General features: G+C 51.4%; 20 protein-coding genes, 3 rRNA genes and 1 riboswitch. Of the genes, 3 read left to right on the top strand and 20 right to left on the bottom strand.

The features are described from left to right. Nucleotides 1-331: 331 nt before the first annotated feature. The 3 genes from rrf to E8E00_RS00540 all read right to left on the bottom strand — a co-directional run bounded on the left by rrf (nucleotide 332) and on the right by E8E00_RS00540 (nucleotide 5,311). A 5S ribosomal RNA gene (rrf, locus tag E8E00_RS00550) occupies nucleotides 332-447 on the bottom strand. A gap of 119 nt (nucleotides 448-566) precedes the next feature. Further along, nucleotides 567-3,454: ribosomal RNA gene (locus tag E8E00_RS00545) — 23S ribosomal RNA — on the bottom strand. 302 nt (nucleotides 3,455-3,756) lie between these two features. Beyond that, nucleotides 3,757-5,311: ribosomal RNA gene (locus tag E8E00_RS00540) — 16S ribosomal RNA — on the bottom strand. Together the 16S, 23S and 5S rRNA genes form the textbook arrangement of a ribosomal RNA operon. A gap of 685 nt (nucleotides 5,312-5,996) precedes the next feature. Between E8E00_RS00540 and E8E00_RS00535 the strand changes: the two genes are divergently transcribed. Beyond that, nucleotides 5,997-6,446, top strand: a complete 450-nt coding sequence (locus tag E8E00_RS00535) for an RNA-binding protein (protein ID WP_069590510.1) — start codon at nucleotides 5,997-5,999, stop codon at nucleotides 6,444-6,446. Here E8E00_RS00535 and murI read toward each other — a convergent pair. Together murI and E8E00_RS00525 are read right to left on the bottom strand one after the other, a co-directional pair. Next, entirely contained in the window at nucleotides 6,400-7,218 is an 819-nt protein-coding gene (murI, locus tag E8E00_RS00530; protein ID WP_096630202.1) for a glutamate racemase, read from the bottom strand. The two genes, E8E00_RS00535 and murI, sit on opposite strands and share 47 nt — an antisense overlap. Nucleotides 7,219-7,298: 80 nt before the next feature. Continuing rightward, nucleotides 7,299-9,107 (bottom strand): TonB-dependent receptor domain-containing protein, encoded by a 1,809-nt coding sequence (locus E8E00_RS00525; RefSeq protein WP_096630205.1) that lies wholly within the window; start codon nucleotides 9,105-9,107, stop codon nucleotides 7,299-7,301. Between the two features lie 31 nt (nucleotides 9,108-9,138). Then, nucleotides 9,139-9,370, bottom strand: a riboswitch (cobalamin riboswitch). Nucleotides 9,371-9,492: 122 nt separating this feature from the next. Between E8E00_RS00525 and trmA the strand changes: the two genes are divergently transcribed. Next, nucleotides 9,493-10,596, top strand: a complete 1,104-nt coding sequence (trmA, locus tag E8E00_RS00520) for a tRNA (uridine(54)-C5)-methyltransferase TrmA (RefSeq protein ID WP_069590512.1) — start codon at nucleotides 9,493-9,495, stop codon at nucleotides 10,594-10,596. A 91-nt stretch (nucleotides 10,597-10,687) separates the two neighbouring features. Here trmA and E8E00_RS00515 read toward each other — a convergent pair whose 3' ends face one another. Next, complete coding sequence (locus E8E00_RS00515) at nucleotides 10,688-11,071, bottom strand: YijD family membrane protein (protein ID WP_069586865.1); 384 nt, start codon at nucleotides 11,069-11,071, stop codon at nucleotides 10,688-10,690. Nucleotides 11,072-11,082: 11 nt separating this feature from the next. Beyond that, nucleotides 11,083-11,718, bottom strand: a complete 636-nt coding sequence (gene fabR, locus E8E00_RS00510; RefSeq protein ID WP_069586866.1) for an HTH-type transcriptional repressor FabR — start codon at nucleotides 11,716-11,718, stop codon at nucleotides 11,083-11,085. 195 nt (nucleotides 11,719-11,913) lie between these two features. On the opposite strand from fabR, the gene sthA reads away from it, so the two are divergent. After that, on the top strand, nucleotides 11,914-13,329 hold the full coding sequence (gene sthA / locus E8E00_RS00505) for a Si-specific NAD(P)(+) transhydrogenase (RefSeq protein ID WP_077640181.1): 1,416 nt from the start codon (nucleotides 11,914-11,916) through the stop codon (nucleotides 13,327-13,329). 62 nt (nucleotides 13,330-13,391) lie between these two features. Here sthA and cysQ read toward each other — a convergent pair whose 3' ends face one another. From cysQ to gspD, 13 genes are read right to left on the bottom strand one after another with little or no spacing between them, the layout of a single operon-like run. After that, complete coding sequence (cysQ, locus tag E8E00_RS00500) at nucleotides 13,392-14,204, bottom strand: 3'(2'),5'-bisphosphate nucleotidase CysQ (RefSeq protein ID WP_096630208.1); 813 nt, start codon at nucleotides 14,202-14,204, stop codon at nucleotides 13,392-13,394. Between the two features lie 3 nt (nucleotides 14,205-14,207). Then, complete coding sequence (nudE, locus tag E8E00_RS00495) at nucleotides 14,208-14,762, bottom strand: ADP compounds hydrolase NudE (RefSeq protein WP_069591222.1); 555 nt, start codon at nucleotides 14,760-14,762, stop codon at nucleotides 14,208-14,210. A gap of 41 nt (nucleotides 14,763-14,803) precedes the next feature. Beyond that, nucleotides 14,804-15,550 (bottom strand): type II secretion system protein N, encoded by a 747-nt coding sequence (locus tag E8E00_RS00490; RefSeq protein ID WP_069591223.1) that lies wholly within the window; start codon nucleotides 15,548-15,550, stop codon nucleotides 14,804-14,806. 2 nt (nucleotides 15,551-15,552) lie between these two features. Further along, the gene (locus E8E00_RS00485) at nucleotides 15,553-16,047 is read right to left on the bottom strand and encodes a type II secretion system protein M (RefSeq protein WP_077640179.1); all 495 of its coding nucleotides are present in this window, start codon (nucleotides 16,045-16,047) and stop codon (nucleotides 15,553-15,555) included. Then, nucleotides 16,044-17,309 carry a type II secretion system protein GspL gene (gspL, locus tag E8E00_RS00480; RefSeq protein WP_168174058.1) on the bottom strand — a complete coding sequence of 422 codons (1,266 nt, stop codon included), beginning with the start codon at nucleotides 17,307-17,309 and terminating at the stop codon, nucleotides 16,044-16,046. The genes E8E00_RS00485 and gspL overlap by 4 nt, the downstream gene beginning before the upstream one ends. Beyond that, nucleotides 17,278-18,282: a type II secretion system minor pseudopilin GspK gene (gene gspK / locus E8E00_RS00475; protein ID WP_096630215.1), complete on the bottom strand. Its 1,005-nt coding sequence runs from the start codon at nucleotides 18,280-18,282 to the stop codon at nucleotides 17,278-17,280. The genes gspL and gspK overlap by 32 nt, the downstream gene beginning before the upstream one ends. Further along, nucleotides 18,279-18,917, bottom strand: coding sequence for a type II secretion system minor pseudopilin GspJ (gene gspJ, locus E8E00_RS00470; RefSeq protein ID WP_077480045.1), 639 nt, complete (start codon nucleotides 18,915-18,917; stop codon nucleotides 18,279-18,281). Before gspJ ends, gspK begins: the two co-directional genes overlap by 4 nt. After that, nucleotides 18,901-19,266, bottom strand: a complete 366-nt coding sequence (gspI, locus tag E8E00_RS00465) for a type II secretion system minor pseudopilin GspI (protein WP_371414226.1) — start codon at nucleotides 19,264-19,266, stop codon at nucleotides 18,901-18,903. Before gspI ends, gspJ begins: the two co-directional genes overlap by 17 nt. Beyond that, the gene (gene gspH / locus E8E00_RS00460) at nucleotides 19,266-19,817 is read right to left on the bottom strand and encodes a type II secretion system minor pseudopilin GspH (protein ID WP_069591229.1); all 552 of its coding nucleotides are present in this window, start codon (nucleotides 19,815-19,817) and stop codon (nucleotides 19,266-19,268) included. Before gspH ends, gspI begins: the two co-directional genes overlap by 1 nt. Nucleotide 19,818: 1 nt before the next feature. Then, on the bottom strand, nucleotides 19,819-20,277 hold the full coding sequence (gene gspG / locus E8E00_RS00455; protein ID WP_077480046.1) for a type II secretion system major pseudopilin GspG: 459 nt from the start codon (nucleotides 20,275-20,277) through the stop codon (nucleotides 19,819-19,821). 4 nt (nucleotides 20,278-20,281) lie between these two features. Then, the gene (gene gspF / locus E8E00_RS00450) at nucleotides 20,282-21,517 is read right to left on the bottom strand and encodes a type II secretion system inner membrane protein GspF (protein ID WP_096630222.1); all 1,236 of its coding nucleotides are present in this window, start codon (nucleotides 21,515-21,517) and stop codon (nucleotides 20,282-20,284) included. Then, nucleotides 21,517-23,043, bottom strand: a complete 1,527-nt coding sequence (gene gspE / locus E8E00_RS00445) for a type II secretion system ATPase GspE (protein WP_096630225.1) — start codon at nucleotides 23,041-23,043, stop codon at nucleotides 21,517-21,519. Before gspE ends, gspF begins: the two co-directional genes overlap by 1 nt. Next, complete coding sequence (gene gspD, locus E8E00_RS00440; RefSeq protein ID WP_096631542.1) at nucleotides 23,040-25,019, bottom strand: type II secretion system secretin GspD; 1,980 nt, start codon at nucleotides 25,017-25,019, stop codon at nucleotides 23,040-23,042. Before gspD ends, gspE begins: the two co-directional genes overlap by 4 nt. Between the last annotated feature and the right edge of the window lie 21 nt (nucleotides 25,020-25,040).

Here is a 25,040-nt window from a genome sequence, read left to right as displayed (position 1 = left end):
CGAGCGATTACACCGCTTAGAAAAGACAAAGCCCCGTCGACAAGACGGGCTTTTTATTGGATCTTGGGTAGGTAGAAAATGAAATGATATCTACTTAGCAGGCAGTCTAAAGCAAAGCGCACAGGGCTGATGCCCCCTCAAGATACAAAAAAGCCCCGACCATCAGGTCAGGGCTTGGTATTTTCTCATCAAAGTCTTACGCATATCTGCTTTGATGCTTAAATTGTGTCTGTGTGATGGGAGTTTTGAAGCGAGACGCGCAGTGTACGGTCAGTACATGAGCATCGCAGCTATCAAAAATCGCAAGCAACAGTCACAATTTATAATCAAAGCCTGGCGATGTCCTACTCTCACATGGGGAGACCCCACACTACCATCGGCGCTGCTTCGTTTCACTACTGAGTTCGGCATGGAGTCAGGTGGGTCCAAAGCGCTATGGTCGCCAAGCAAAATTCTGTTTTGTCTTCACTTTTTTAAAGTGAAAACCATCAACCTAGAAAGCTGTTCGTTCTCGTCACAATCAACTGGCTTATTTCAAGTCCAACCCAAAACCTCTTGGGTGTTGTATGGTTAAGCCTCACGGGCAATTAGTACAGGTTAGCTCAACGCCTCACAACGCTTACACACCCTGCCTATCAACGTCGTCGTCTACGACAACCCTTTAGAGAGCTCGAAGCTCTAGGGATGACTCATCTCGGGGCCAGCTTCGCGCTTAGATGCTTTCAGCGCTTATCTGTGCCGAACTTAGCTACCGGGCAATGCGTCTGGCGACACAACCCGAACACCAGCGGTTCGTCCACTCCGGTCCTCTCGTACTAGGAGCAGCTCCCCTCAATCATCCAACGCCCACGGCAGATAGGGACCGAACTGTCTCACGACGTTCTAAACCCAGCTCGCGTACCACTTTAAATGGCGAACAGCCATACCCTTGGGACCGACTTCAGCCCCAGGATGTGATGAGCCGACATCGAGGTGCCAAACACCGCCGTCGATATGAACTCTTGGGCGGTATCAGCCTGTTATCCCCGGAGTACCTTTTATCCGTTGAGCGATGGCCCTTCCATTCAGAACCACCGGATCACTATGACCTACTTTCGTACCTGCTCGAGCCGTCACTCTCGCAGTTAAGCGGGCTTATGCCATTGCACTAACCTCACGATGTCCGACCGTGATTAGCCCACCTTCGTGCTCCTCCGTTACTCTTTGGGAGGAGACCGCCCCAGTCAAACTACCCACCAGGCACTGTCCTCACCCCGGATAACGGGGCTAAGTTAGAACATCAAACATACAAGGGTGGTATTTCAAGGATGGCTCCACAGCAACTGGCGTCGCCGCTTCAAAGCCTCCCACCTATCCTACACATGTAGGCTCAATGTTCAGTGCCAAGCTGTAGTAAAGGTTCACGGGGTCTTTCCGTCTAGCCGCGGGTACACAGCATCTTCACTGCGATTTCAATTTCACTGAGTCTCGGGTGGAGACAGCGTGGCCATCATTACGCCATTCGTGCAGGTCGGAACTTACCCGACAAGGAATTTCGCTACCTTAGGACCGTTATAGTTACGGCCGCCGTTTACCGGGGCTTCGATCAATGGCTTCTCTTGCGATAACCACATCAATTAACCTTCCGGCACCGGGCAGGCGTCACACCGTATACGTCATCTTTCGATTTTGCACAGTGCTGTGTTTTTAATAAACAGTTGCAGCCACCTGGTATCTGCGACTGCCCATAGCTCCATCCGCAAGGGACTTCACCGCGGGCAGCGTACCTTCTCCCGAAGTTACGGTACCATTTTGCCTAGTTCCTTCACCCGAGTTCTCTCAAGCGCCTTGGTATTCTCTACCCGACCACCTGTGTCGGTTTGGAGTACGGTTGCTACTTACCTGAAGCTTAGAGGCTTTTCCCGGAAGCATGGCATCAATGACTTCACCACCTTGGTGGCTCGACATCGTGTCTCGGCCTTGATTTCCCGGATTTGCCTAAGAAATCAGCCTACGCACTTGAACCTGGACTACCATCGCCAGGCCCACCTAGCCTTCTCCGTCCCCCCATCGCAGTAAGCAGCAGTACGGGAATATTAACCCGTTTCCCATCGACTACGCCTTTCGGCCTCGCCTTAGGGGCCGACTTACCCTGCCCCGATTAACGTTGGACAGGAACCCTTGGTCTTCCGGCGAGGAGGTTTTTCACCCCCTTTATCGTTACTCATGTCAGCATTCGCACTTGTGATACCTCCAGCATGCCTCTCAGCACACCTTCAACAGCTTACACAACGCTCCCCTACCCAATACCCATAAGGACATTGCCGCAGCTTCGGTGTATCGCTTAGCCCCGTTACATCTTCCGCGCAGGCCGACTCGACCAGTGAGCTATTACGCTTTCTTTAAATGATGGCTGCTTCTAAGCCAACATCCTGGCTGTCTGAGCCTTCCCACATCGTTTCCCACTTAGCGATAACTTTGGGACCTTAGCTGGCGGTCTGGGTTGTTTCCCTCTCCACGACGGACGTTAGCACCCGCCGTGTGTCTCCCGGATAGTACTTACTGGTATTCGGAGTTTGCAAAGGGTTGGTAAGTCGGGATGACCCCCTAGCCTTAACAGTGCTCTACCCCCAGTAGTATTCGTCCGAGGCGCTACCTAAATAGCTTTCGGGGAGAACCAGCTATCTCCGAGTTTGATTGGCCTTTCACCCCTAGCCACAGGTCATCTCCTAACTTTTCAACGTTAGTGAGTTCGGTCCTCCAGTTGATGTTACTCAACCTTCAACCTGCCCATGGCTAGATCACTCGGTTTCGGGTCTAATGCTAGCAACTACACGCCCAGTTAAGACTCGGTTTCCCTACGGCTCCCCTATGCGGTTAACCTTGCTACTAACATTAAGTCGCTGACCCATTATACAAAAGGTACGCGGTCACCCCACAAAGGAGGCTCCCACTGCTTGTACGTAGACGGTTTCAGGTTCTATTTCACTCCCCTCACAGGGGTTCTTTTCGCCTTTCCCTCACGGTACTGGTTCACTATCGGTCAGTCAGGAGTATTTAGCCTTGGAGGATGGTCCCCCCATGTTCAGACAAGATATCACGTGTCCCGTCCTACTCGTTTTCACGACTAAAGCGTTGTCGGTTACGGGGCTATCACCCTTTATTGCCAGGTTTTCCAACCTGTTCACCTAACGCCTAAGCCGCTTAAGGGCTGCTCCGGGTTCGCTCGCCGCTACTGCCGGAATCTCAATTGATTTCTTTTCCTTCGGGTACTTAGATGTTTCAGTTCCCCGAGTTCGCCTCTTAGCGCTATGTATTCACGCTAAGATACCTGCTTATGCAGGTGGGTTTCCCCATTCGGAAATCCCAGACTCAAATGGCTTTTACTGCCTTATCTGGGCTTATCGCAAGTTAATACGTCCTTCATCGCCTCTGACTGCCAAGGCATCCACCGTCTACGCTTAGTCACTTAACCATACAACCCCAAAAGGTCTTGCATGTAAAACAACTAAGGTTTTGTTTTTGCCGGACTCAAAATAGAGACTTTGCTTATCACTAAGACAAAGCCCAAGCACACTTGATTGTGTGAGTGACATTTCTGTCACTGATTGAGAACTTTACTGTCATTCTTTAAGAATGACTTGTCAGCTTTCTAGATTGTTAAAGAGCATCTCTTTTCAGAGTAACGCTAAAAGCGTTAACCAATGGCTTGCCATTAGTTAGCGCTTTTCAATATGACCGTGCAATCTGTGTGAACACTCGCAAGAATAGCGTCAGTAAGGAGGTGATCCAGCCCCAGGTTCCCCTAGGGCTACCTTGTTACGACTTCACCCCAGTCATGAACCACACCGTGGTAAACGCCCTCCCGAAGGTTAAGCTATCTACTTCTGGTGCAGCCCACTCCCATGGTGTGACGGGCGGTGTGTACAAGGCCCGGGAACGTATTCACCGCAGCATTCTGATCTGCGATTACTAGCGATTCCGACTTCATGGAGTCGAGTTGCAGACTCCAATCCGGACTACGACAAACTTTAAGGGATTCGCTTAACATCGCTGTCTCGCTGCCCTCTGTATCTGCCATTGTAGCACGTGTGTAGCCCTACTCGTAAGGGCCATGATGACTTGACGTCGTCCCCACCTTCCTCCGGTTTATCACCGGCAGTCTCCCTGGAGTTCCCGACATTACTCGCTGGCAAACAAGGATAAGGGTTGCGCTCGTTGCGGGACTTAACCCAACATTTCACAACACGAGCTGACGACAGCCATGCAGCACCTGTCTCAGCGCTCCCGAAGGCACTCCTCTATCTCTAAAGGATTCGCTGGATGTCAAGAGTAGGTAAGGTTCTTCGCGTTGCATCGAATTAAACCACATGCTCCACCGCTTGTGCGGGCCCCCGTCAATTCATTTGAGTTTTAACCTTGCGGCCGTACTCCCCAGGCGGTCTACTTAATGCGTTAGCTCCGAAAGCCAAAGTCTTAAACCTCAGCCTCCAAGTAGACATCGTTTACGGCGTGGACTACCAGGGTATCTAATCCTGTTTGCTACCCACGCTTTCGCATCTGAGCGTCAGTCTTTGTCCAGGGGGCCGCCTTCGCCACTGGTATTCCTTCAGATCTCTACGCATTTCACCGCTACACCTGAAATTCTACCCCCCTCTACAAGACTCTAGCCTGCCAGTTTCAAATGCGGTTCCGAGGTTGAGCCCCGGGCTTTCACATCTGACTTAACAAACCGCCTGCATGCGCTTTACGCCCAGTAATTCCGATTAACGCTCGCACCCTCCGTATTACCGCGGCTGCTGGCACGGAGTTAGCCGGTGCTTCTTCTGCAGCTAACGTCAAGCAATGCACGTATTAAGTACACTACCTTCCTCACTGCTGAAAGTGCTTTACAACCCGAAGGCCTTCTTCACACACGCGGCATGGCTGCATCAGGGTCTCCCCCATTGTGCAATATTCCCCACTGCTGCCTCCCGTAGGAGTCTGGGCCGTGTCTCAGTCCCAGTGTGGCTGATCATCCTCTCAAACCAGCTAAGGATCGTCGCCTTGGTAAGCCATTACCTTACCAACTAGCTAATCCTAACTGGGCCCATCCCAACGCGATAGCTTACATGTAGAGGCCACCTTTGGTCCGTAGACATTATGCGGTATTAGCCGTCGTTTCCAACGGTTATCCCCCTCGTCAGGGCAGGTTCCCAGCCGTTACTCACCCGTCCGCCGCTCGACGTCCAGTAAATCCACCGAAGCTTCAATACTGCCGTTTCCGCTCGACTTGCATGTGTTAGGCCTGCCGCCAGCGTTCAATCTGAGCCATGATCAAACTCTTCAATTAAAGTTTTTTCGAAACCGAAGTTTCAGCTCAATGAATACTGATTACTGTTTATCTCCGAAGAGAAAAACGAATTGACTGTGCCGAACAACTGTAAAAGTTGTCGTTTGGTCACTCAGTTCATCGAATAAATCTTTTTGTCTATTCTCAACGAGTGCCCACACAGATTGCATAGGTCAAATTGTTAAAGAGCGTTGACTTTCGAAGCGTTGCTTCGCTCGGTCAGGGCTGCGTATATTACTCGCCTTGCCGATTAAGTCAAGAAGAAATTTTATCTTTTTGTTGATGCCAATCGGCGAAAACAAAACGTCTTTTTGACTCCCCTAACGCGTTGTCGGCGTTAAGTAGGTGGACTATCTTAATCATTTAAAAACTGACGTCAAGCGTTTATTTTTATTTGATTTTTTGCCCCGACATGGCTGCTGAGCGCTTGCCCTGTGTGCCGTGTCGATGGGGCGCATTATAGCGACCCGGATCACACTGACAAGGGTTTTTCGCGTTTTTTATTTCGAGTGTACAATAATCCACCTAAAATGATGAATAACCAGCGATTTGAAACATTATAGCTACGCGCCTTTTACCAAGAAGTAACGCTGGTTGATTTTCTAAGAACCATTTAAGGGTACGCCGCTGCCAAATTGTCTTGCGTACCATCACTTTATTACTTGTATTAACGCTTATGACGCTTATGAAATCACCAATTGCTTTTGTATTGATTATCACCATCGCCATCCTCGGTGCCATTGTAGTAAACCTAATGAGTACGGTTTCTCCCGCTTTGGCTTTCGCTGCCGGTGCGGTTATCAGTGGTATTGCCTGCTTATATGCTCCCCAAGCCACAGTGACCGTTGCAACAAAAGAGGAAGATCCCCCTCAGAGTAAGACGATTTATGTCGGCAACCTGCCCTATCGCGCCAATGAAAATGATGTGAAGTCCCTGTTTGGCGAGCATGGAGAAGTGTTTGCGGTGAGGTTAATGAAGGACAAGCGTACCGGTAAACGTCGTGGCTTTGGTTTTGTTGTGATGGCGGCTGCGCATGCAGATGATGCTATCGATGCCCTAAACAACAATGTTTACGGCGAGCGAACACTTAAAGTGCGTGAAGCGAACGATCCAAAAAAGCGGGAGCATAGCTAACGCACTCTAGCCCAATCGAGCGGATATAATCAGACAAGGCGGCGGCTTTTATAGGCGTCGCCGTCGCGTATGCGCGATTGCCATCACTGTTATCGCTGGTGACAGATGCTTGCGGCGTAACTAATGAGGCAACACGACGTGCAATGGCGTTGCCGGAGTCAACTAACTGGACCTGTTTACCCATCGCCGCCTGTATTTCATCATGTAAGAGTGGAAAGTGGGTACAGCCTAGCACCAAGACATCGATGTGCGAATCAAACGGTGCAAGTATGGCGCTAAGGTCTTGCTGATTCACCGCCTCCCCACGCAGTTTACGCTCTGCCATATGTACTAATGCTGTTGTGCCTACCGAGACTATCCGACAATCTTTGGCGAAATCTGTGATCAGTTGTGCCGTATAAGGCCGGTTGACGGTGGCTGGGGTCGCGAGCAGACCGATAGCTTTGTGTTGACTCAAAGCCGCCGCTGGCTTGATCGCTGGCACCACGCCAACAACCGGTATAGAGAGTGCGTCACGCAGTGTCGGCAGCACGAGTGTCGAAGCTGTATTACACGCAATGACGATGATATCGACTGCATGGCGCTCACAGGTTGCTTTGACCAGAGTAAGTACGCGATGCACTAGGCGTTGATCTTCTAATTCGCCATAGGGGAAAGCGGCATTGTCGAACAAATAGGTATATTGAGCGCTCGGCAAGCTTGCCTTGATCGCTTGGTAGACAGATAAGCCTCCGACACCGGAGTCAAAGATCAAAATATGGGGTTGCGCCATGATCCAGCCACTCAATAAAAAAACGCCCTTATCATAACGATAAAGGCGTGATTAAAGCTAGCTTCGCCGTGAAACAGGCACTAGTACTGATAGTCTAACGTCATAAAATAGCCGCGTTCAGCTGACGGATAACCACCCGCGGTTTCGTAGTCTTTATCAAATACATTATCGACTTTACCTTTTACGGTCAGATTATCGGTCGCCTCATAGGACGCAGTAATCGTCCACAGGCTATAGCTTCCCAACATCTCTCCACCGGAATAATCCAGACGTTCACTTTGATACTGCCACTGAGTACCGAGCTGCAGTCGCTCCCATTGGTAGGATGCATCCCATTTCGCTATCCGTTTAGCGCGACGTGCAAGCTGCTCGCCAGTGTTATCCTTTTGGGGATCTTTATACTCCAACGAAAGTTGGTTATGGAGTGATGCCACATCAAAGCTCGCAATGAGCTCAATGCCCTTAATCGTTACCTCACCAATATTACGATTTTTGTTGGAACCATTATCCCAATCAATCATATTATCAATATTGTTGATATAGCCTGTAAGTGACCAATCAACGTCAGCCGTCACGCCACGAAGAGCAAGCTCGGTGTTGGATGATTCCTCCGGCTTGAGCGTTGCATTACCGCCCCATCCGTAAAGTTCAGTCAGACTTGGGGCCTTAAAAGCGGTGCCGTAGCTGGCGACCAATTGATACCCTTCCGCTATCGCAAGACCCGCGCTTGTCTGCCATGTCGTATGTTGCCCGTATTGTTCGTTATCATCCGAGCGTGCGCTTGCCTCAATAGATAGTGCCTCTACTGGGCTAAATTGCGTTAAAAGGTAAGTGCCAAGGTTATCACGCGGGTTGATTGCAATATCATCGGGGTTAGTAATCAAGCTTCCTTCATTAAAGGTATCTTGTCGATAATCCACACCACCACCAAGCAGCCAATCCTCCGTGGCTTGATACTGGAGTCCCAACGAGGTAGAGATTTGCTCAACATCTGAAGTTTTATTGTTTTTACGGTCACTGCCGGGGCTGTAGTCGAAGTTTTCTTGTTGGGAGATTTCTGCGCTGAGTGTTGCACTCCAGACATCAGAGCGATAGTTCAGCGTACTGGCCAGTGATTGGCTTTCTAACCAGCCATGTTTTAAGCTACCAAAATTATCGTAATCATACTCATTCTGGTACCAGCGTCCCGTGATATCGGCCGACCAAGATGGATTCCAGCGATGACTGTATCCAAGCTGCGCATTGCGGCCGGTAAAACCATGCTGATCACCTTGGTTACTTGTCGTTGGATGAACATTGTATCCATCATTCGACTCATACCCAGCCGCACCAGAGAAGTGACCGTGATCGCCCAATTTTGTTGCCCATGCACCACTAACAGCATGATGATCCAAACTGCCTACGGTCGCTGAGACATTGGCTCGCTCTTTATTGCTTTTGGTGATGATATCAATCACCCCGCCGATCGCGCTCGACCCATAAAGTGTGGCGCGTGCGCCGCGAATAATCTCAATACGCTCGATACTGTTTACTGGGATCTGATTAAAATCCACCGAGCCTTTGATGGATGACGCCATACGCATGCCATCAATCAAGACTAAAGAGTGGTCTGATTCCGTGCCGCGCATAAAAATAGAGGCAATTTGTCCACGGCCTCCGCTTTGAGCAATCTCGATGCTCGGCACCGTACGCAATACATCGACAAGGCTTCGCGCCTGCAAGCGCGCAATGTCTTGACGCGTTAAGATAGTTGCCGATTGCAACACTGAAGCATCTGACTGCTCAAACCGACTAGCAGTCACCACCACCGTTTCGGTGTTTTGCTCGGCCCACGCGCTCACAGGGAGTAATGACGCCGCCACTAGGCTCGCCACAATCTGTTTGTTCATTGGTTATTCCTTTCTATCGCGAGAATATGCAGCGTTATGCTGCGGGGCGGGCTGTGTTCGGACTTAAGAGCGTGGCTTTCGCCGCCTACTGCTAACGACTTCCCATCGCATACTGTTAAACAGTATTGGCGACAGTGTCTGGCCTAGCGCCGAGTTAGGGTCGTTCTCTTACACCGCTGCGCGTCAGTTGCGGATTCTCACCGCATTCCAGTGACCAACAGGCTTATACTTGCTGATCGCGTACCCGCTCACGGATAGTAGCCGTCTAGATGGATATTGTCCATTGATAACCCTATTGAATAAAGGAGAATCGTGAGCAAGGGTGGACATGGCTGGGGATTTGTCTAAAATCTGCGCTCATTTTCCAATCGCTGAGGCAGCCATCATGACCAAGGCTCACACCGCCGTTGACTACGACACACAGCTTGCTGAGAAAGTACAACGACTCACTACCCAACTCGCGCCGTTTCATGCGCCTGAGCTAGAGATCTTTCGCTCACCGGAAACCCACTATCGGATGCGCGCAGAGTTTCGAGTATGGCATGAAGGCGACGACCTGTATTACATCATGTTTGATCCTGCGACCAAGCAGAAATATCGAGTCGATACCTTTCCTGCCGCAAGCCGTTTGATCAATGATTTGATGCCGCTATTGATGGATGCCATCAAGCCTAACGACGCGTTGCGACGTAAGCTCTTCCAAGTTGATTTTCTCTCCACTTTAAGCGGTGAGATCTTGGTGTCTTTGCTGTATCACCGCCAGCTAGACGAAGAGTGGGACGAGGCCGCGCAAGCGCTTAAACAACGTTTGAACGATGAGGGCTTTAACCTCAACCTGATTGGCCGTGCGCGCAAGCAAAAGAAAGTGCTAGACCGCGACTACGTTTTGGAAAAACTCAATGCTGATGGTCAGACATTGATCTACCAGCAAATTGAAAACAGCTTTACCCAACCAAACGGGCCCGTGGCGGAGAAAATGCTGGAATGGGCCATTGATTGCACCCGCGATAGCCAAGGTGATTTGCTGGAGCTGTATTGTGGGAATGGCAACTTCTCACTGGCATTAGCGAAAAACTTTCGCCGCGTCCTCGCCACCGAGCTGGCGAAACCCTCGGTACAATCGGCGCAATACAATATTGCCGCCAACAACATCGACAATGTGCAAATTATTCGCATGTCTGCCGAAGAGTTCACTCAAGCGATCAATGGCGAGCGCGAATTCCGCCGCTTAAAAGACCAAGGGGTAACGCTGAGTGACTATCAGTGCAATACCATCTTTGTCGATCCCCCTCGTGCGGGCATGGATGATGAAACCTGCAAAATGGTGCAAGGTTACGATCGGATTTTATATATCTCCTGTAACCCTGAGACTTTGGTCGAGAACCTAGAACGCCTCAGCCAAACACACCGCATTAGTCGCTGTGCGCTGTTCGATCAATTCCCGTTCACCCACCATACCGAAGCGGGTGTGTGGTTGGAGCGTAAATAATTACAGGAAGCGAGTTCGTTACAACGTAAAAAGGCGTCTCTCGACGCCTTTTTTATTCACTCGTTTTAGTGTGCGATTCGCCGCGCAGGGCTCATACGTCAGAGGCTGTATCGTTTTTGGCTTTGCGGCTGAAAAAGCCCAGCTTATGACCCACCCAAAACGCCAATACCATAGCAACCAGAATCGAGAAGAAGTTACCGCCCAATTCTGGCATTTGCATACGCATGAACGCAGAGTACCCAAACGCACCCACTAAGAAACACGCAAACGCGATCAGCGGTGTGCCTTCAGTGAGGGGTTGGCGTTCATGCAATTGGTAACAAGCATGTACGGCCAGCACAAACGCTAGAATGGGGAAAATAGAAAACGCCACGCCACCGACAAAAAGCGTGGCGAGAGTGGCACTGCCACAGATACCTGTGATCAATGACAGTACTAAGAATTTACGCTCAGATTTAACTTGCTCATGTTCCATGTTTTCACCTGTTATGACAGCTTTTTCTGTAATGCCCGCCGCTCACGATCTTTACGATACCAGTAAGCTCCCTTGGCTATCATGCGCAATTGTATCACCATTCGCTCGGCCAATTCTGCCCGTGAATGTGTATCAAGATCTAACGCTTCCGCGCCGGAGTTGAATACCAAGATCACGCAGGCTTCAGCCTGATTGTACGCTTCTTCATAGGTGAGCTGCGTGCGAGACTGCAAATACTCGGTCAATTCTGCGACAAAGTGCTGAATTTCTCGTGCTACAGCCGCACGGAACGCCGCTGAGGTCCCTGAACGTTCGCGAAGCAGCAAGCGAAAAACGTTGGGGCTGCTTTCAACAAATTCCATAAAGGTTTCGACCGAGGTACGCACCACACTACCTTCTGCGGCAATACGCTGACGGGCTTGACGCATCAGCTGACGAAGCAGGAGCCCCCCCTCATCGACCATGGTTAATCCCAACTCATCCATGTCTTTAAAGTGGCGATAAAATGAGGTTGGCGCAATGCCTGCTTCACGCGCGACTTCTCGCAAACTCAAGCTTGAGAAGCTTCGCTCCGCACTCAATTGGCTAAAGGCCGCATCAATCAATGAGCGACGCGTCTTTTCTTTTTGTTCTGCTCGAATACCCATCACACTCAACCTGCCGTCATCATGGCGACACTATACGCATTTTTACGTCCTAAATCAGCCAAACACCCTCTTGAACAGCGCCTTGCGTTTTCCACGCGAACGTCCAGATCATGCAGGAAAGTTAACCTTACTGCCAATAAGCGTTAAACTGGTCATAAATGGATGTTGCAATAATGAAAATAAGGTTTGAATCCTATGAGCAAGTCGAATCCTCGCCCTGTTGATCATTTTGATGCGATCGTAATAGGGAGTGGCCCAGGCGGCGAAGGCGCGGCAATGGGGCTAACCAAGGCGGGCAAGCGCGTGGCCGTGATAGAACGCGAAAGCACTGTCGGTGGTGGCTGTACCCACTGGGGCACCATTCCTTCCAAAGCACTGCGTCACACCGTTAGCCGGATTATTGAGTTTAATCAAAGCCCGATCTACACCCAGAACACCAAAAGTATTCACAGCACCTTCTCTCAAATCCTGAGCCATGCCGATTCCGTGATCGGCAAACAAACGCGCCTTCGTCAGGGTTTTTACGATCGCAATCAGTGCACGCTGCTCCATGGAATGGCGGAATTTGTTGACGCACATACTTTAGCCGTTCGCCACCCTGACGGCAGCAAAGAGCATTACACTGCCGATCATTTTGTGATTGCGACCGGCTCACGCCCTTATCAACCAGCCGATGTCGATTTTAGCCACGCACGTATTTACGACAGTGATTCAATTCTGTCACTCAAGCATGATCCGCGCCATGTGATTATTTATGGCGCAGGTGTCATTGGTAGCGAATATGCGTCTATTTTTCGCGGGCTTGGCGTCAAAGTCGACTTAATCAATACCCGTGATCGCTTGTTGTCATTCTTGGATAACGAAATTTCCGATGCCCTGTCATACCATTTCTGGAATAGCGGGGTCCTGATCCGCAATGATGAAACCTATGAGCGCATTGAAGGCACAGATGACGGGGTCATTGTCCATCTTGCCTCAGGTAAAAAAATGAAAGCCGACTGCCTGCTCTATGCCAACGGTCGCACCGGTAACACAGATAAGTTGAATCTTGGTGCGGTGGGACTGACGCCCGACTCTCGCGGCCAGCTGAGCGTCGACGACAATTACTCGACCGAGGTTGACCATATTTATGCGGTTGGGGATGTGATTGGCTATCCAAGTTTGGCCAGCGCGGCCTATGATCAGGGACGGGTCGTCGCAGAAGCAATTAGCCAAGGCAATGCCAATGCACGCCTCATTGAACATATTCCCACCGGCATTTATACCATCCCAGAAATCAGTTCTGTGGGGAAAACGGAGCAAGAGCTCACGGCAGAGAAAGTCCCGTATGAAGTCGGGCGTTCGCAATTTAAACATCTCGCTCGCGCCCAAATTGCCGGGATGGATGTTGGCAGTTTAAAGATCCTCTTTCATCGCGATACCCGTGAGATTTTGGGGATCCACTGCTTTGGTGAACGCGCCTCGGAAATCATTCACATCGGCCAAGCGATTTTTGAGCAAAAAGGCGCCGGTAATACCATCGACTATTTCGTCAACACCACCTTTAACTACCCGACCATGGCCGAAGCGTACCGCGTTGCTGCACTCAACGGCTTAAATCGCTTGTTCTAAGCGGTACCAATCGCTGTCTCTTACCAAAAAACGGCACCCTCGGGTGCCGTTTCGCGCGACTGTTACGATGCACGCAATATCGAAGACCAAGCGAGCGATTCATCACCCAGTACAATAAAGTTGGGGTTTTGCAACGAGTCACGCTCGTTATATGACAAGGGATCCAACTCGGTACTTAAAATCCGCCCTCCTGCTTGTTCGACAATGCATTGGGTGGCTGCCGTATCCCACTCCCCAGTCGGACCTAGACGCAAATAACAATCTACCGCGCCTTCAGCGACCAAACACGCTTTCAATGCTGCGGACCCTAGTGGGACCAAATCATAGTTGATCTCAGGGGCGAGTTTTTCTGTCACGGCATGAATATCTTGACGGCGGCTAATGGCAATCGAGAGTGAGGTGATGGCCTCTTCTCGCTTCATTGTCGAGATGCGATGCATTTCGCCATCGGGGGTAATTTTCCACGCCCCTTTTTCTTGGCACGCATAATAAGTCACACCCGAGACAGGGGCATAGACCACTCCCATCACCGGATGGTTATTTTCCACCAGCGCAATAATGGTGGCAAAATCGCCACTCCCCGCAATAAACTCTTGGGTGCCATCCAATGGGTCAATCAACCAGTAACGCTGCCATTGCTGACGATCACGGAGGGGCACACCACAATCTTCTTCCGATAACACCGGAATATCCGGGGTTAACGCCGTCAGTTTCTCGGTGATCAGTTTGTGTGCAGCAAGATCCGCGCTGGTGACGGGGGTTTCATCGCTTTTGGTAATTTCTTCAAAATCACCGTCTTGGTAAATATCGAGAATCACTTGTCCCGCTGCGCGGGTAATTTCAATCACATCGGGCAACAACTCAGGCAGTGGCATGCCTCACCTCTCAGATTGTAAGTACTTCAGCGCCATCATTAGTGCGGTGATACTGCGCGCTTCACAGAAATCGCCGTGGGTCAGCAACTCCTCCGCTTGAGCTAATGGCCAACGGATCACCTCAAGTGGTTCGGGTTCATCCCCTTCCAAGGTTTCAGGATACAAATCACGTGCCAACATCAGTGTCATACGGCTTGAGAAGTACGACGGAGCCAGTACGACCTCCTTGAGTGGAATAAGCTCGCGGGCGCCCAAGCCTATTTCTTCTTTCAGTTCACGCACCGCTGCCTGCTCTGGCACTTCCCCTTTATCAATCAAGCCTTTTGGAAAGCCTAGCTCATATCGCTCCGTGCCAGCTGCATATTCTCGCACCAGCAACAAATCCCCCTGTTCGGTCAGCGGCACCATCATGACCGCATTACGGCCCGAAGGCTTCATGCGTTCATAGGTACGATTTACGCCGTTACTAAACTGGAGGTCGAGCGATTCCACCTTAAATAAACGAGAAGCGGCAACCACTTGCTTAGACAGGATCTGGGGAGGTTTTCGCTGCGTCATATCCTATTTGCACCCTTTACTGATAAGCCTAACAGGCTTGATTAGCCTCGAAAAGAAAAGCGATAGCGCCCTTGTTGATCCGGCGCACCCAGCCAAGCAAGTGGCTCTTTCATTGGCGGTGGGAACGCGGCTTCCGGCTTGAGCCATCCCGAAACAGAGTATCGCCCCGACGGTGTGATTGACAATGAAAACTTATTACTCAGCGAGGAAGACGCGCCTTGGCCTTCGGCGAGAATACCTTGCTGCTCACAACGGAGTGTGGCACTGGCTGGGATGTCCGCTAAACGCCCCATTGGCAAGCGTAATGCGGCTTGTTGCCACTGCAGCTGACCATCGAGTCGCTGACAGCCCGCCTCGGTAAAGGCCAGATCGCGTAATACCAGATCCACATGGCCTTCAATCGCCACATTGGCAGGGAGTGCCACAGAACTGGCAAGCAACTGGGCCGGTGCTGACACCAGCGCACGGGATAAAGAAACTGCATGGCCATCAAAGCCCACGGTTGCTTTCCCTTTCACCCCATCTGAGCTGCGAAGACGAATATCCGCTTCTAACGTTGCCGCAGTAAATAAACGGTGTACGTGAAGATCCCAACGAAGTGGACCGACGGTGTAATCTTGCCAGCGTATTTGCGCAATGCGTCCTTTCCACACTGTCCCCTCAATCGCGCCCACCTTAAGTTCAGGCGGCAAGGGGGCCAGACGCAATAGCGATGCGGGTGCGTGGATCACGACGCTGAGTACAAAAACCAGCGTACAAGCTAAACCCAAGACTATTTTTTTCTTCATGACTATCGTTCTAATTGCAGGCGATTAACCTTCACAACCCCAGCGTTATCTGTCATTTCCGTATCAAGACGCACGACCTGAATGCCATGTAAGCGAGCGAGTTGGTCGAGCCAACGCAAAAGTTGGTTAAATGGTAAAGGCTCGACACCCAATTGGACACTCGCCTCACCGGGCTGCAAGCGAGTAATAGTGACACTAAACTCCCCTGCGCTGGCCGCCACCACTTGGTTTAATGGCTGATTACTGCTGGTTGGTGCGCGACTGCTTGCACCTGACTGTGCGCGCAACTGAACAATTTGCTGATGCTTTTGCTGTACATCACTCAGCAAACGTCGCTCACTAGCAAGCGCTTCTCGCGCATTGTTCGCCTCGGCTTGAATCGGCGCAATGATCCCCCAGTACAAGACACTGAGTAGCATCACCAGTGCAGCCACCATCAATAAACGCTGCTCACGTTCACTGAGCGATTGCCAGCGTGCTTTTAACTGACTCATCATGATTCGCTCCTCAAGGTAAACTCACCACTTACGCTGTCACCATTACGGTTGAGCTGCCCAAGCTCGGTCGTATAGTGTTCGCTCAGCAAGCCGCGTAGTCGCTCAAACTGTGCAAAATCGCTGCCGGAGGCTCGGATCACTAAGACTTCACGTGCTGCTTGATAACGTAACGCTTGCAGGTGAATACCGGGCGTTTTCTCTAGCATCGGCGCTAATTTCGCTAACCAAGGCAAAAGCGCAGCATTGTGTTGCTGTCCTTCAAGACGCGCAATTTCCGCATCCATCTGGCGAACCATGTACGATTGCGTCGGGATGCGCTGATACTGTGGCAACGTCTGGCGAAAGACAGACTCGCTCTGTGCACGTAGCGCTTGAGCCTGCTGTTGGGTATCACGAATCGTCAGCCATTGTTCAACGCCTAATAAGGCGCTAATGGCTAACACTAAACAGGCGGCAGGTAATAAAGGCTTGAGCGTTTGCTTAGTCTGGCTTTGTGGCCGATAAGGCCCAGTTAGCAAGTTCGCAGACAGAGCATGACTTTGTGTCGCCAACAGCCCTATCACAGTGTCACAGGGATGCCACTTGGCCTCCGCCTCATCCAGTCCACTGACTGGCCAATCAAGGTCAAGATGGGACGGACAATATCCATGTAAGGTGAGTGACGGGGCCTTGTCCTCGTCATCCGCGTCCACCGGATCCTGTTCCAGCACCTTTTGTTGTTGAGCTCGCCACGCGTGCGCCCAGAAACGAAGCCAGTCACGCGATCCCACCACACCTTGACTGTCATGATGCCGACACAGCCATTGCTCACCCAGTGGCGCAACCGTCAAATGGTTTGTCTGCCACGGTAAACACAGCACATCGGGTAGCCATTGCCGCGCATGGATATCTGCATCCGCCAGCGCTTGCTGCCAGGCTTGCATTTTGTCGTGTGCTACCACCGCCACGTGGGCAAGACTGCCCGAGACACGCAAAATACTGACGTGTACCCTGTCCACATCATCGGCCAATGCCTCTTCAAGTAAGTAAGGCACCACTTTATCGCGCTGACGCCGAGAGCCGGGCGGCAAGGTCACCGACCTGAGGGTCACCCAAGTGCTATCCACTAAGATCACTACACGCCGCGTTTGTGCTTGCTCCGTCAAGGCTGACAGATGATCGCATTCACCGGTCGCGGTGACCTGATTGTCACTCACACGCACCTGGGCCCAAAAGATCGGCTGGCTGGCATCACTGATCCTTATTATCAGTCGCTCGCTCACGCATTCCTCCAAAGCGACGACGCACCACGCTTGTGGTGCCATCGTCTTGATAGTGCAATAACGCCTGAATGTGACGTTGGGCAGACGCCACGGTCACATCGGCCTGTAATAAAAAAAACTCGCTGGTCACCGTGAGATGTGGGATCACCTGCTCACGGGCTTTGTCATCGAACTCACTCAGGTTTAACACCGCCATAAAGGCGTCGACATTTTTCCACCCAGCATCAGGGCGCTGTGCGATCACCTGTTTGGCTTGTTCTATCGACAGCGCAGGGGTAAACAGCGCCGCCAGCAAAGGCGCCTGCTTATCCGTCAGTGTATTGACATTGATTTTCAGCTCCGCACTGGGAATCGCACAAACCTGAGCGGATAAACGCTGAAAGACCTGTGCATTGACTCCTTTGACCGCACGCCACTCGCTACGGTCGGCTAGCACGGCATCCGCCGTCACATAGGGAGGACGTAAACTCTCATAGTGGGCATCTTCGGCCCCGAGCGACTGATCCAGTTGATTGTTTTCATCCACAAAGTCTCGCGTAGATTGGGCAATCACATCCGCTTGGTACTCATCATCGACCCCACTGCCGACCAAGGCTCTGAGTACCGTCACTTCATAGGGCACCGCACTGCCTAGGGTCGCGCCACGCAGCTGCAAGCTATTCAAATTAAAGCAGGCTTGTGCATCTCGTAAGTGACCACTTACTGTGCCACCTTCTAGCGGAAAGCTGCGCTCTTTCTCGGCCCAACTTTGACTTAAATTCACCGTGTCACTGCCAGATAAACTGTCTCGCAGCACCGCTGCGGCAAGCCCTTCGACGGCCATGCCGTACCAATAGGCTTGCTGAAAATGAAGCTGATTTTCCGCGCGGTTGTAATTAGTAAATAAGCGCGATGCCATGCTACCGGCTATCGCTGTCATCAACGCCATAATCAACATCACGACCAATAACGCTGTACCGCGTTGACGACTCATTCTGCCTCCCGCTGTAGCGCTGCAGGCAGCGTTTGTCCGGCCAATAAATACGTCCGTACTAGCTGGCCATAGCGAGGATGGGTAAAACGCAGTTGAATGGCATCGGGCAATGCGTGAGGGGTATCAAAACTGCTCTGCCAAGTCCCCTTCACGTTAAAGCGGAAGGTGAGATCATCAATATCGTCCAGCAATGTCATCACCGCCGGTTGTTCACCGGCAGCCTGATCCGGATAGCGCCAACGTAACCGCTCCAACTTGCCATCTCGCTGGCGATAACCCACCGCCACCACTTCGCTACGCGGAAAACGATACTGGGGATTAATCCAACCGGTACGGGTAAAGCGCACGCCCATAGCATCCCCGCCCAGCACCTCTTTGCCTGCAGTTAGTAATTGCTCACTGGGGGCTTGGCCATCCATACGCTGGCGCCGCGCGGCCATTTGGCGAAAATCACTGTCCATGATCACCAGTGCACGCTGTAATTGTTGCAGCGTTTCTCCCACTTGGCGCGATTGCTCGTCACTGCGCTGCACCGTCTGTAGCACTTGATACGCAGTCAGGCTAATGCTGGCGAAGACCACCAGCGCCAGTAACACTTCCAGTAAGGTAAACCCCTTTTCAGCGCGTGGCGACATAGGTCCTCACGGTTACCAGTGGATTGTCTGTCGATTCTGCTGCTGCAACGGCGAGATCCATCGCTCGCAGTGGTCCCGTGTTAGTCGCAATCGGCGTCAACTGCCACTGCCAGCGCTGCCCGGCCATCTCCGTGGTGCCTTGGGTGGCTTTGTCCGGCACCTTGCCGCTCAGCACTACCTCAGCCAACTGATTGTCAGCCACCATCGCCGCCAAGGTTTTTTGCTCCAGGCGACTTAGTGAGCGGGTATGCTGCCCAGTGGCTTTCATCACACTGAGCGCGGCAACCGCAAAAATGGCCACTGCAACTAGCACTTCCAGTAACGTCATCCCATGTTGGGTCTTAGGCATCATCCATCCTCCTCGGCCCGCTGCCAGCGAAATTGCGCCAGTTCATTGGCCTTTAATTGCCACATGGCACGACCGTCGGTTTCGATGGTGAGCGTAAAGGGAGTGATTTCGCCATTCGGTAATAGCCAAATCTGAGGAGGCGCTACAGCGGTTTCACCGTCTTCTTCAAACATGTTTTCGAACAGCGGTTTGTCTTCAAATAACCGGTCTTGCTGCTGCCAACCAAAGCCATCCATACTTAACGCAAAGCGGCTTTGTTCAGGCAAGGTCCCTTGGGTTGCCCAACGATCACTGCTCACCGTTTGCCAGTTTTCTTCGCCTAACTTCAGCAATTGATAATCATGGTTGTTGATCCGCACCCCGTAAGTCTGCCCTTCCAGCCAACTTTGCTCTGCCCATAACTTAATGCGCTGATACAAAGCTTGGCCGGCTTGCTCGGTCCGGGTGTCAACAGGCTCGGGCCACACCATCACCACGCCTGAGGCGCTGACGGCAATAATCACTACCACCAACAGGATTTCGAGTAACGTGAAGCCCGCCGCCTGACGCATGTTATTGCAGCTCGTTCAGGTTCCAGTTACCAATATCTTGATTGATCCCTTCACCGCCTTCTTGCCCATCCGCGCCTAGCGAGAACACATCAATCACACCATGCTCACCTGGGCTCACATAGCGATAGTCATTGTTCCAAGGGTCTTTAGGCAAACGCTTGATATAACCTTGTGCCGGATAGTTACGTGGCACGGGTTCACTTTGTGGCTTGGTCACAAGTGCATCAAGTCCTTGGTCGGTGGTGGGGTACTGGTTATTGTCCAGTTTGTACATATCCAGCGCATTTTCGAGCGCGCTGACATCTGCGATCGCCTTTTTCACTGCTGCTTTATCTTTGTTGCCCAATAAGTTAGGGGCGACAAAGCTGGCTAGCAAACCAATGATGACCACCACGACCATCACCTCGAGAAGCGTAAAACCTTGTTGACGACGCATCTTGTTCTCCTTGTTTATTATCATAAAATCACAACCCCACCATGTTGTTCATGGCAATAATTGGCATCAAAGTGGCGACGACAATAAAGAGCACCAGACCTGCCATGAGCACAATCATCAGCGGCCCAAACACACCTAATGCCACGTTCACCTGCGCCTCAAAATCTTTATCTTGGTTGTCCGCCGCCCGTGTGAGCATGGGTTCAAGTTCCCCACTGCGTTCACCGCTGGCAATCATATGCAACATCATTGGCGGAAAAAGCCCAGATTGATCCAGTGCCACTCGCAAGCTAGCACCTTCTCGCACCTTATCCGCGGCCTCGAGCACTCGGGTACGCACATACTGGTTGGTAATCACCTGTGCGGCGACCTTCATACCATCCAAAAGCGGGATTGCACTGGCAGTACAAATCGCGAGTGTGCGTGCAAAGCGCGATGTGTTGAGGCCTCGTGCAACGCGCCCCAAGACCGGTAACGACAACTTTTGTTTGTCCCACGTCAATCGCCGTTGCTTGTCCTTCAGCAATGTGCGTATTCCCGCACTGAGTAAGATAAGGCCACCCACGACCCAAATTCCCCATTGAGTAATAAAATCACTGGCGTTGAGGAGAAACTGTGTCGATGCGGGTAAGGATTGACCGGTTTGAACAAACTGGCCGACGATGTCAGGCACCACGGTCGCCAACAAAAAGGCGACAATCACCACAGAGAAAAACGTCAAAATGGCGGGATAAAGCATCGCTTGTAGTAGAGTTGATTGAATGCGCTGACGATTTTCCACATAGTCCGCCAATCGCTCCAGCACCGTGCCCAAATGACCGGCTTTTTCGCCCGCCGCAATCATGGCACGGTACAGTTCATCAAACACTAGCGGATAATCGGCGAGCGCATCAGCAAGGGTATAGCCTTCCATCACCCGCGCGCGCACACTGGTCATCATACTGCCAATACGCGGCTTCTCCGCTTGCTCCGCCACCGCCCGTAAACACTCTTCCAGTGGCATCGCAGCCTCAATCAAGGTCGCCAATTGACGCGTGATCAACGACAGCTCTTGGGTGCTAATACCGCGATTGCGTGATGAAAACAAAGGCCGCGACGTCTCGGTCTTTTGCTGACTACGCTTGCGTGTGGTCGCGTTGACCACCAATGGCGTCAGCCCTTTGTCACGGAGCTGCTGGCGCGCCTGTCGAGGCGTATCCGCTTCAATCACACCTTTGCGTTTACGCCCTCGCGTATCTAAAGCTTGGTAATCAAACGCCGCCATCAGCTCTCCTTGGTGACTCGCATCACTTCTTCAAGCGTGGTTTTTCCTTGTAGCACTTTGGCCAGTCCGTCGTAGCGGATACTCGGACTCTGTGCGCGCACCGCTTGTTCAATCGCATGCTCACCCGCATCGTGATGAATCAGTGCTTGCACCTTCTCGTCGACCGTCAGTAGTTCATGAATCCCCGTTCGCCCCTTGTAACCTTTGTGGTGACAACGCGAACAGCCCCCCGCTTTATACAAGGTGACGTTATCGCCAGGCTGAGCCAACCCCACATCCACAAACAATTGCTGCTGGCTGGCATCAGCTTGATAAGGGATACGGCAATCGCTGCAAAGGGTGCGAACCAAGCGCTGTGCTAGCACGCCAAGCAAGGAGGAGGAAAGCAAAAAGGGCTCGATGCCCATATCGCGCAAACGTGTTACCGCCCCAATGGCGGTGTTGGTGTGTAAAGTCGACATCACCAAGTGACCAGTGAGAGACGCTTGCACGGCGATTTGAGCGGTTTCTAAGTCGCGGATTTCCCCCACCATAACCACGTCAGGATCTTGACGCAGCATGGCACGCAACCCTCGCGCAAAGGTCATATCGACCTTAGGATTAACTTGGGTCTGCCCGATACCGGGAAGATCAAATTCGATCGGATCTTCTACCGTAAGAATATTGCGATCTTCACTGTTAATGGTTTGTAAGCCCGCATACAGCGTGGTCGATTTCCCCGACCCCGTTGGACCCGTGACCAGTAAGATCCCATGCGGTTTATGAATAAGATGACGGAAGTTCTCGTGCAATTCAGGCACCATCCCCAACTGAGCCAAGTCGAGTTGTACCGCGTTTTTATCGAGCAAACGCATCACCACACGCTCACCGTGAGAGGACGGCATAGTCGATACCCGCACATCGACGGCGCGACCGCCGATGCGGACCGAGATGCGCCCATCTTGTGGCACACGCTTTTCGGCAATATCGAGTTTGGCCATCACTTTGACACGTGATACCAGCAAAGGGGCTAACTTGCGGCTCGGTGATAAGACTTCGCGCAACACCCCATCGACACGAAAACGAATCGACAATGCATGCTCAAAGGTTTCGATATGGATATCCGAGGCACTTTCCTTGATCGCTTCACCCAGCATGGCGTTAATCAACTTGATGATAGGGGCGTCGTCCTCCGACTCAAGCAAATCCTCGCTCTGCGGCAACTCTTCGGCCAATGAGAAGAAATCATCACTGTCTGCATCGGCGCCAATGTCAGCCATCAGCTGCTGCGCATCCGCACTGTCTCGCTGATAGAGTACCGTCAATTGCTGCTCAAAATAGGCCTCATCCACGGTTTCTGGCACTAAGCACGCACCCCATAAACGTTGCACTTCAACCAAGGTCTCAGGAGCCACCGACGGTAAACACAACAACCGAGCCTGCGACGCATCGGACTGAATTAACACCCCATGACGACGCGCAAAGCCAAACGGTAACTGCCATTTACTCTCTGGCTCGTTCGCGAGTGCGACCGTTCGATCCGTCATCCTGCCAGCTCCGCTTGTAATGCACGCACTTCGGCCGGCATCACCGCATCACTCTTATAATCAGGCAACACAGGCTTTTTCGCATCTGGCATCAATTTGACCCCATCTTGTGCGCGCAGCAGTTGTTCGGCACGGATGTAATTATATTTACGCTGTGTCACACCATCTGCGGTTAAGCCGGTACGAATAATGGTGGGCTTGATAAACAGCATCAGGTTTTTCTTTTCTGTCCCCGTGGAGGTGGATTTAAACAGATGACCCAGCACCGGAATATCTCCCAATAAAGGCACTTTGGACTCACTTTCTACAGTACGCTCATCAATCAAACCGCTGAGCACAATCATTTGCTGATCGCCCACCATCACTGACGTGTTTAATTGGCGTTTACCAAAGCGCACATCCACGGCACCACTGGCCCCCAAGACATTCGATACCTCTTGTTCAATATCCAAGAGCACCGCAGAGCCTTCATTAATTTGTGGGGTAACTTTTAGTTTGATACCCACATCTTTACGCTCGACGGTTTGGAACGGGTTATCGTTATTCGAACCGGTCCGTGAACCGGTAATCACAGGGACTTCCTCACCGACAATAAACGACGCTTCTTGATTATCCAGCACCATCAAGTTGGGTGACGAAAGGATATTGGATTCGTTATTCGAGGCCACCGCAGTCACCAACGCGGTCCAATCTCCCATAATGACCCCGGCGGCAATACCATTTAATCCACCTAACACTTCATTGAGCGCGGAGTAATCACCTGACTCTTTGATTTCAACAGTTTTTTCTTCACCGTCAATGATCCGCGTTTCGGTACGTGTCCTGTCTTTGGTCGCTTCTAATCCACCGAGATAACTCGATACACCAACTCCTGTATTGGTGAACTGAATGCCACCATTTTCAAGCGAGCCCCACTGGATGCCTAAATTGGCGCCATCAGACTCTGACATCTCTACGATTAGTGCTTCAATCAGTACTTGCGCACGACGAATATCCAGCTGAGAGATCACACTTTCCAAGGTTTTGAGGATATCGGGCGGCGCAGTGATCACCAACGAGTTGGTGCCTTGGTGCGAAGAAATTTGTACCGCTTGCTTTTGGGCACCCGGTTTACTCTTCTCTTCTTTTTCTTTCAGTAAGTTATCTGACACACCTTGAAGAACATCTACCACATCTTCCGCTTTGGCATAGCGCAGGTAAATGACTCGGCTGTTACCTGTGGTCGCCATTTCCTGATCAAGCTGTCTGATCAGCTTTTTCACTCGTTCGCGTACTTTAGGTTCACCTGAGATCAAAACGGCGTTTAAGCGCTCATCAGCGACAAAGCGTGGTTTAAGGAGATCGGGGGCATTATTGGCGTTGTCTCGCTCGTTTAGCGCTTCAACAATCCGTACCATTTCTGCGGCAGAGGCGTGATCTAAACGCACCACTTCCACCTCTTTATCGCCGGCTTGGTCCACTCGACGGATAATGTCAGTCAAGCGATTTACGACCGCTGCACGCCCAGTAATCATGATCACATTAGCCGGATCGTAGTGGACTACGTTACCCGCTCCCGCATTGTTAATCAGCTGGCGCAACAAAGGGGATAGCTCACGTACCGACACATTTTTTACCGCGACTACGCGAGTGACAACTTCATCCCCCACCACACTATCGTCTTCACCGACCACTGGTACCGGTGAGGTTTTGGCATCTTTGTCGCGGACCACTTTAACAACACCATTTTCCATCTCGACCACGGCAAAGCCATACACTTCGAGTACGTTTAAGAAAAACTGATAGTACTGTTCATCGGTCAGGGTATCGTAACTACGAACATTGATGGTGCCACGAACCGAGGGATCAACAATGATGGTTTTTTCGAGATTACGGCCAACGATCTCAATAAATTCCTGAATATCTGTGCCCTTAAAAGAGGCACTAAACTCAGCGGCGCCGGCTGGGATACCAGAAAAGAGAAGGCTCGCGGCCATCAGATAGGGGATCAGTCGTTG

This window comes from Salinivibrio sp. YCSC6, assembly GCF_004916735.1.
Classification (GTDB): Bacteria; Pseudomonadota; Gammaproteobacteria; order Enterobacterales; family Vibrionaceae; genus Salinivibrio; species Salinivibrio proteolyticus.
The sequence above is the reverse complement of the archived record's forward strand: the minus strand, read 5'-3'. Positions and strand labels throughout refer to the sequence as shown.

Excerpts from the sequence above, each read along its gene's own strand:
- E8E00_RS00535 (WP_069590510.1), top strand. The coding sequence starts at position 5,997 with ATGAAATCACCAATTGCTTTTGTATTGATTATCACCATCGCCATCCTC.
- murI (WP_096630202.1), bottom strand. The coding sequence starts at position 7,218 with ATGGCGCAACCCCATATTTTGATCTTTGACTCCGGTGTCGGAGGCTTA.
- E8E00_RS00525 (WP_096630205.1), bottom strand. The coding sequence starts at position 9,107 with ATGAACAAACAGATTGTGGCGAGCCTAGTGGCGGCGTCATTACTCCCT.
- trmA (WP_069590512.1), top strand. The coding sequence starts at position 9,493 with ATGACCAAGGCTCACACCGCCGTTGACTACGACACACAGCTTGCTGAG.
- E8E00_RS00515 (WP_069586865.1), bottom strand. The coding sequence starts at position 11,071 with ATGGAACATGAGCAAGTTAAATCTGAGCGTAAATTCTTAGTACTGTCA.
- fabR (WP_069586866.1), bottom strand. The coding sequence starts at position 11,718 with ATGGGTATTCGAGCAGAACAAAAAGAAAAGACGCGTCGCTCATTGATT.
- sthA (WP_077640181.1), top strand. The coding sequence starts at position 11,914 with ATGAGCAAGTCGAATCCTCGCCCTGTTGATCATTTTGATGCGATCGTA.
- cysQ (WP_096630208.1), bottom strand. The coding sequence starts at position 14,204 with ATGCCACTGCCTGAGTTGTTGCCCGATGTGATTGAAATTACCCGCGCA.
- nudE (WP_069591222.1), bottom strand. The coding sequence starts at position 14,762 with ATGACGCAGCGAAAACCTCCCCAGATCCTGTCTAAGCAAGTGGTTGCC.
- E8E00_RS00490 (WP_069591223.1), bottom strand. The coding sequence starts at position 15,550 with ATGAAGAAAAAAATAGTCTTGGGTTTAGCTTGTACGCTGGTTTTTGTA.
- E8E00_RS00485 (WP_077640179.1), bottom strand. The coding sequence starts at position 16,047 with ATGATGAGTCAGTTAAAAGCACGCTGGCAATCGCTCAGTGAACGTGAG.
- gspK (WP_096630215.1), bottom strand. The coding sequence starts at position 18,282 with ATGAGTCGTCAACGCGGTACAGCGTTATTGGTCGTGATGTTGATTATG.
- gspJ (WP_077480045.1), bottom strand. The coding sequence starts at position 18,917 with ATGTCGCCACGCGCTGAAAAGGGGTTTACCTTACTGGAAGTGTTACTG.
- gspI (WP_371414226.1), bottom strand. The coding sequence starts at position 19,266 with ATGCCTAAGACCCAACATGGGATGACGTTACTGGAAGTGCTAGTTGCA.
- gspH (WP_069591229.1), bottom strand. The coding sequence starts at position 19,817 with ATGCGTCAGGCGGCGGGCTTCACGTTACTCGAAATCCTGTTGGTGGTA.
- gspG (WP_077480046.1), bottom strand. The coding sequence starts at position 20,277 with ATGATAATAAACAAGGAGAACAAGATGCGTCGTCAACAAGGTTTTACG.
- gspF (WP_096630222.1), bottom strand. The coding sequence starts at position 21,517 with ATGGCGGCGTTTGATTACCAAGCTTTAGATACGCGAGGGCGTAAACGC.
- gspE (WP_096630225.1), bottom strand. The coding sequence starts at position 23,043 with ATGACGGATCGAACGGTCGCACTCGCGAACGAGCCAGAGAGTAAATGG.
- gspD (WP_096631542.1), bottom strand. The coding sequence starts at position 25,019 with ATGGCCGCGAGCCTTCTCTTTTCTGGTATCCCAGCCGGCGCCGCTGAG.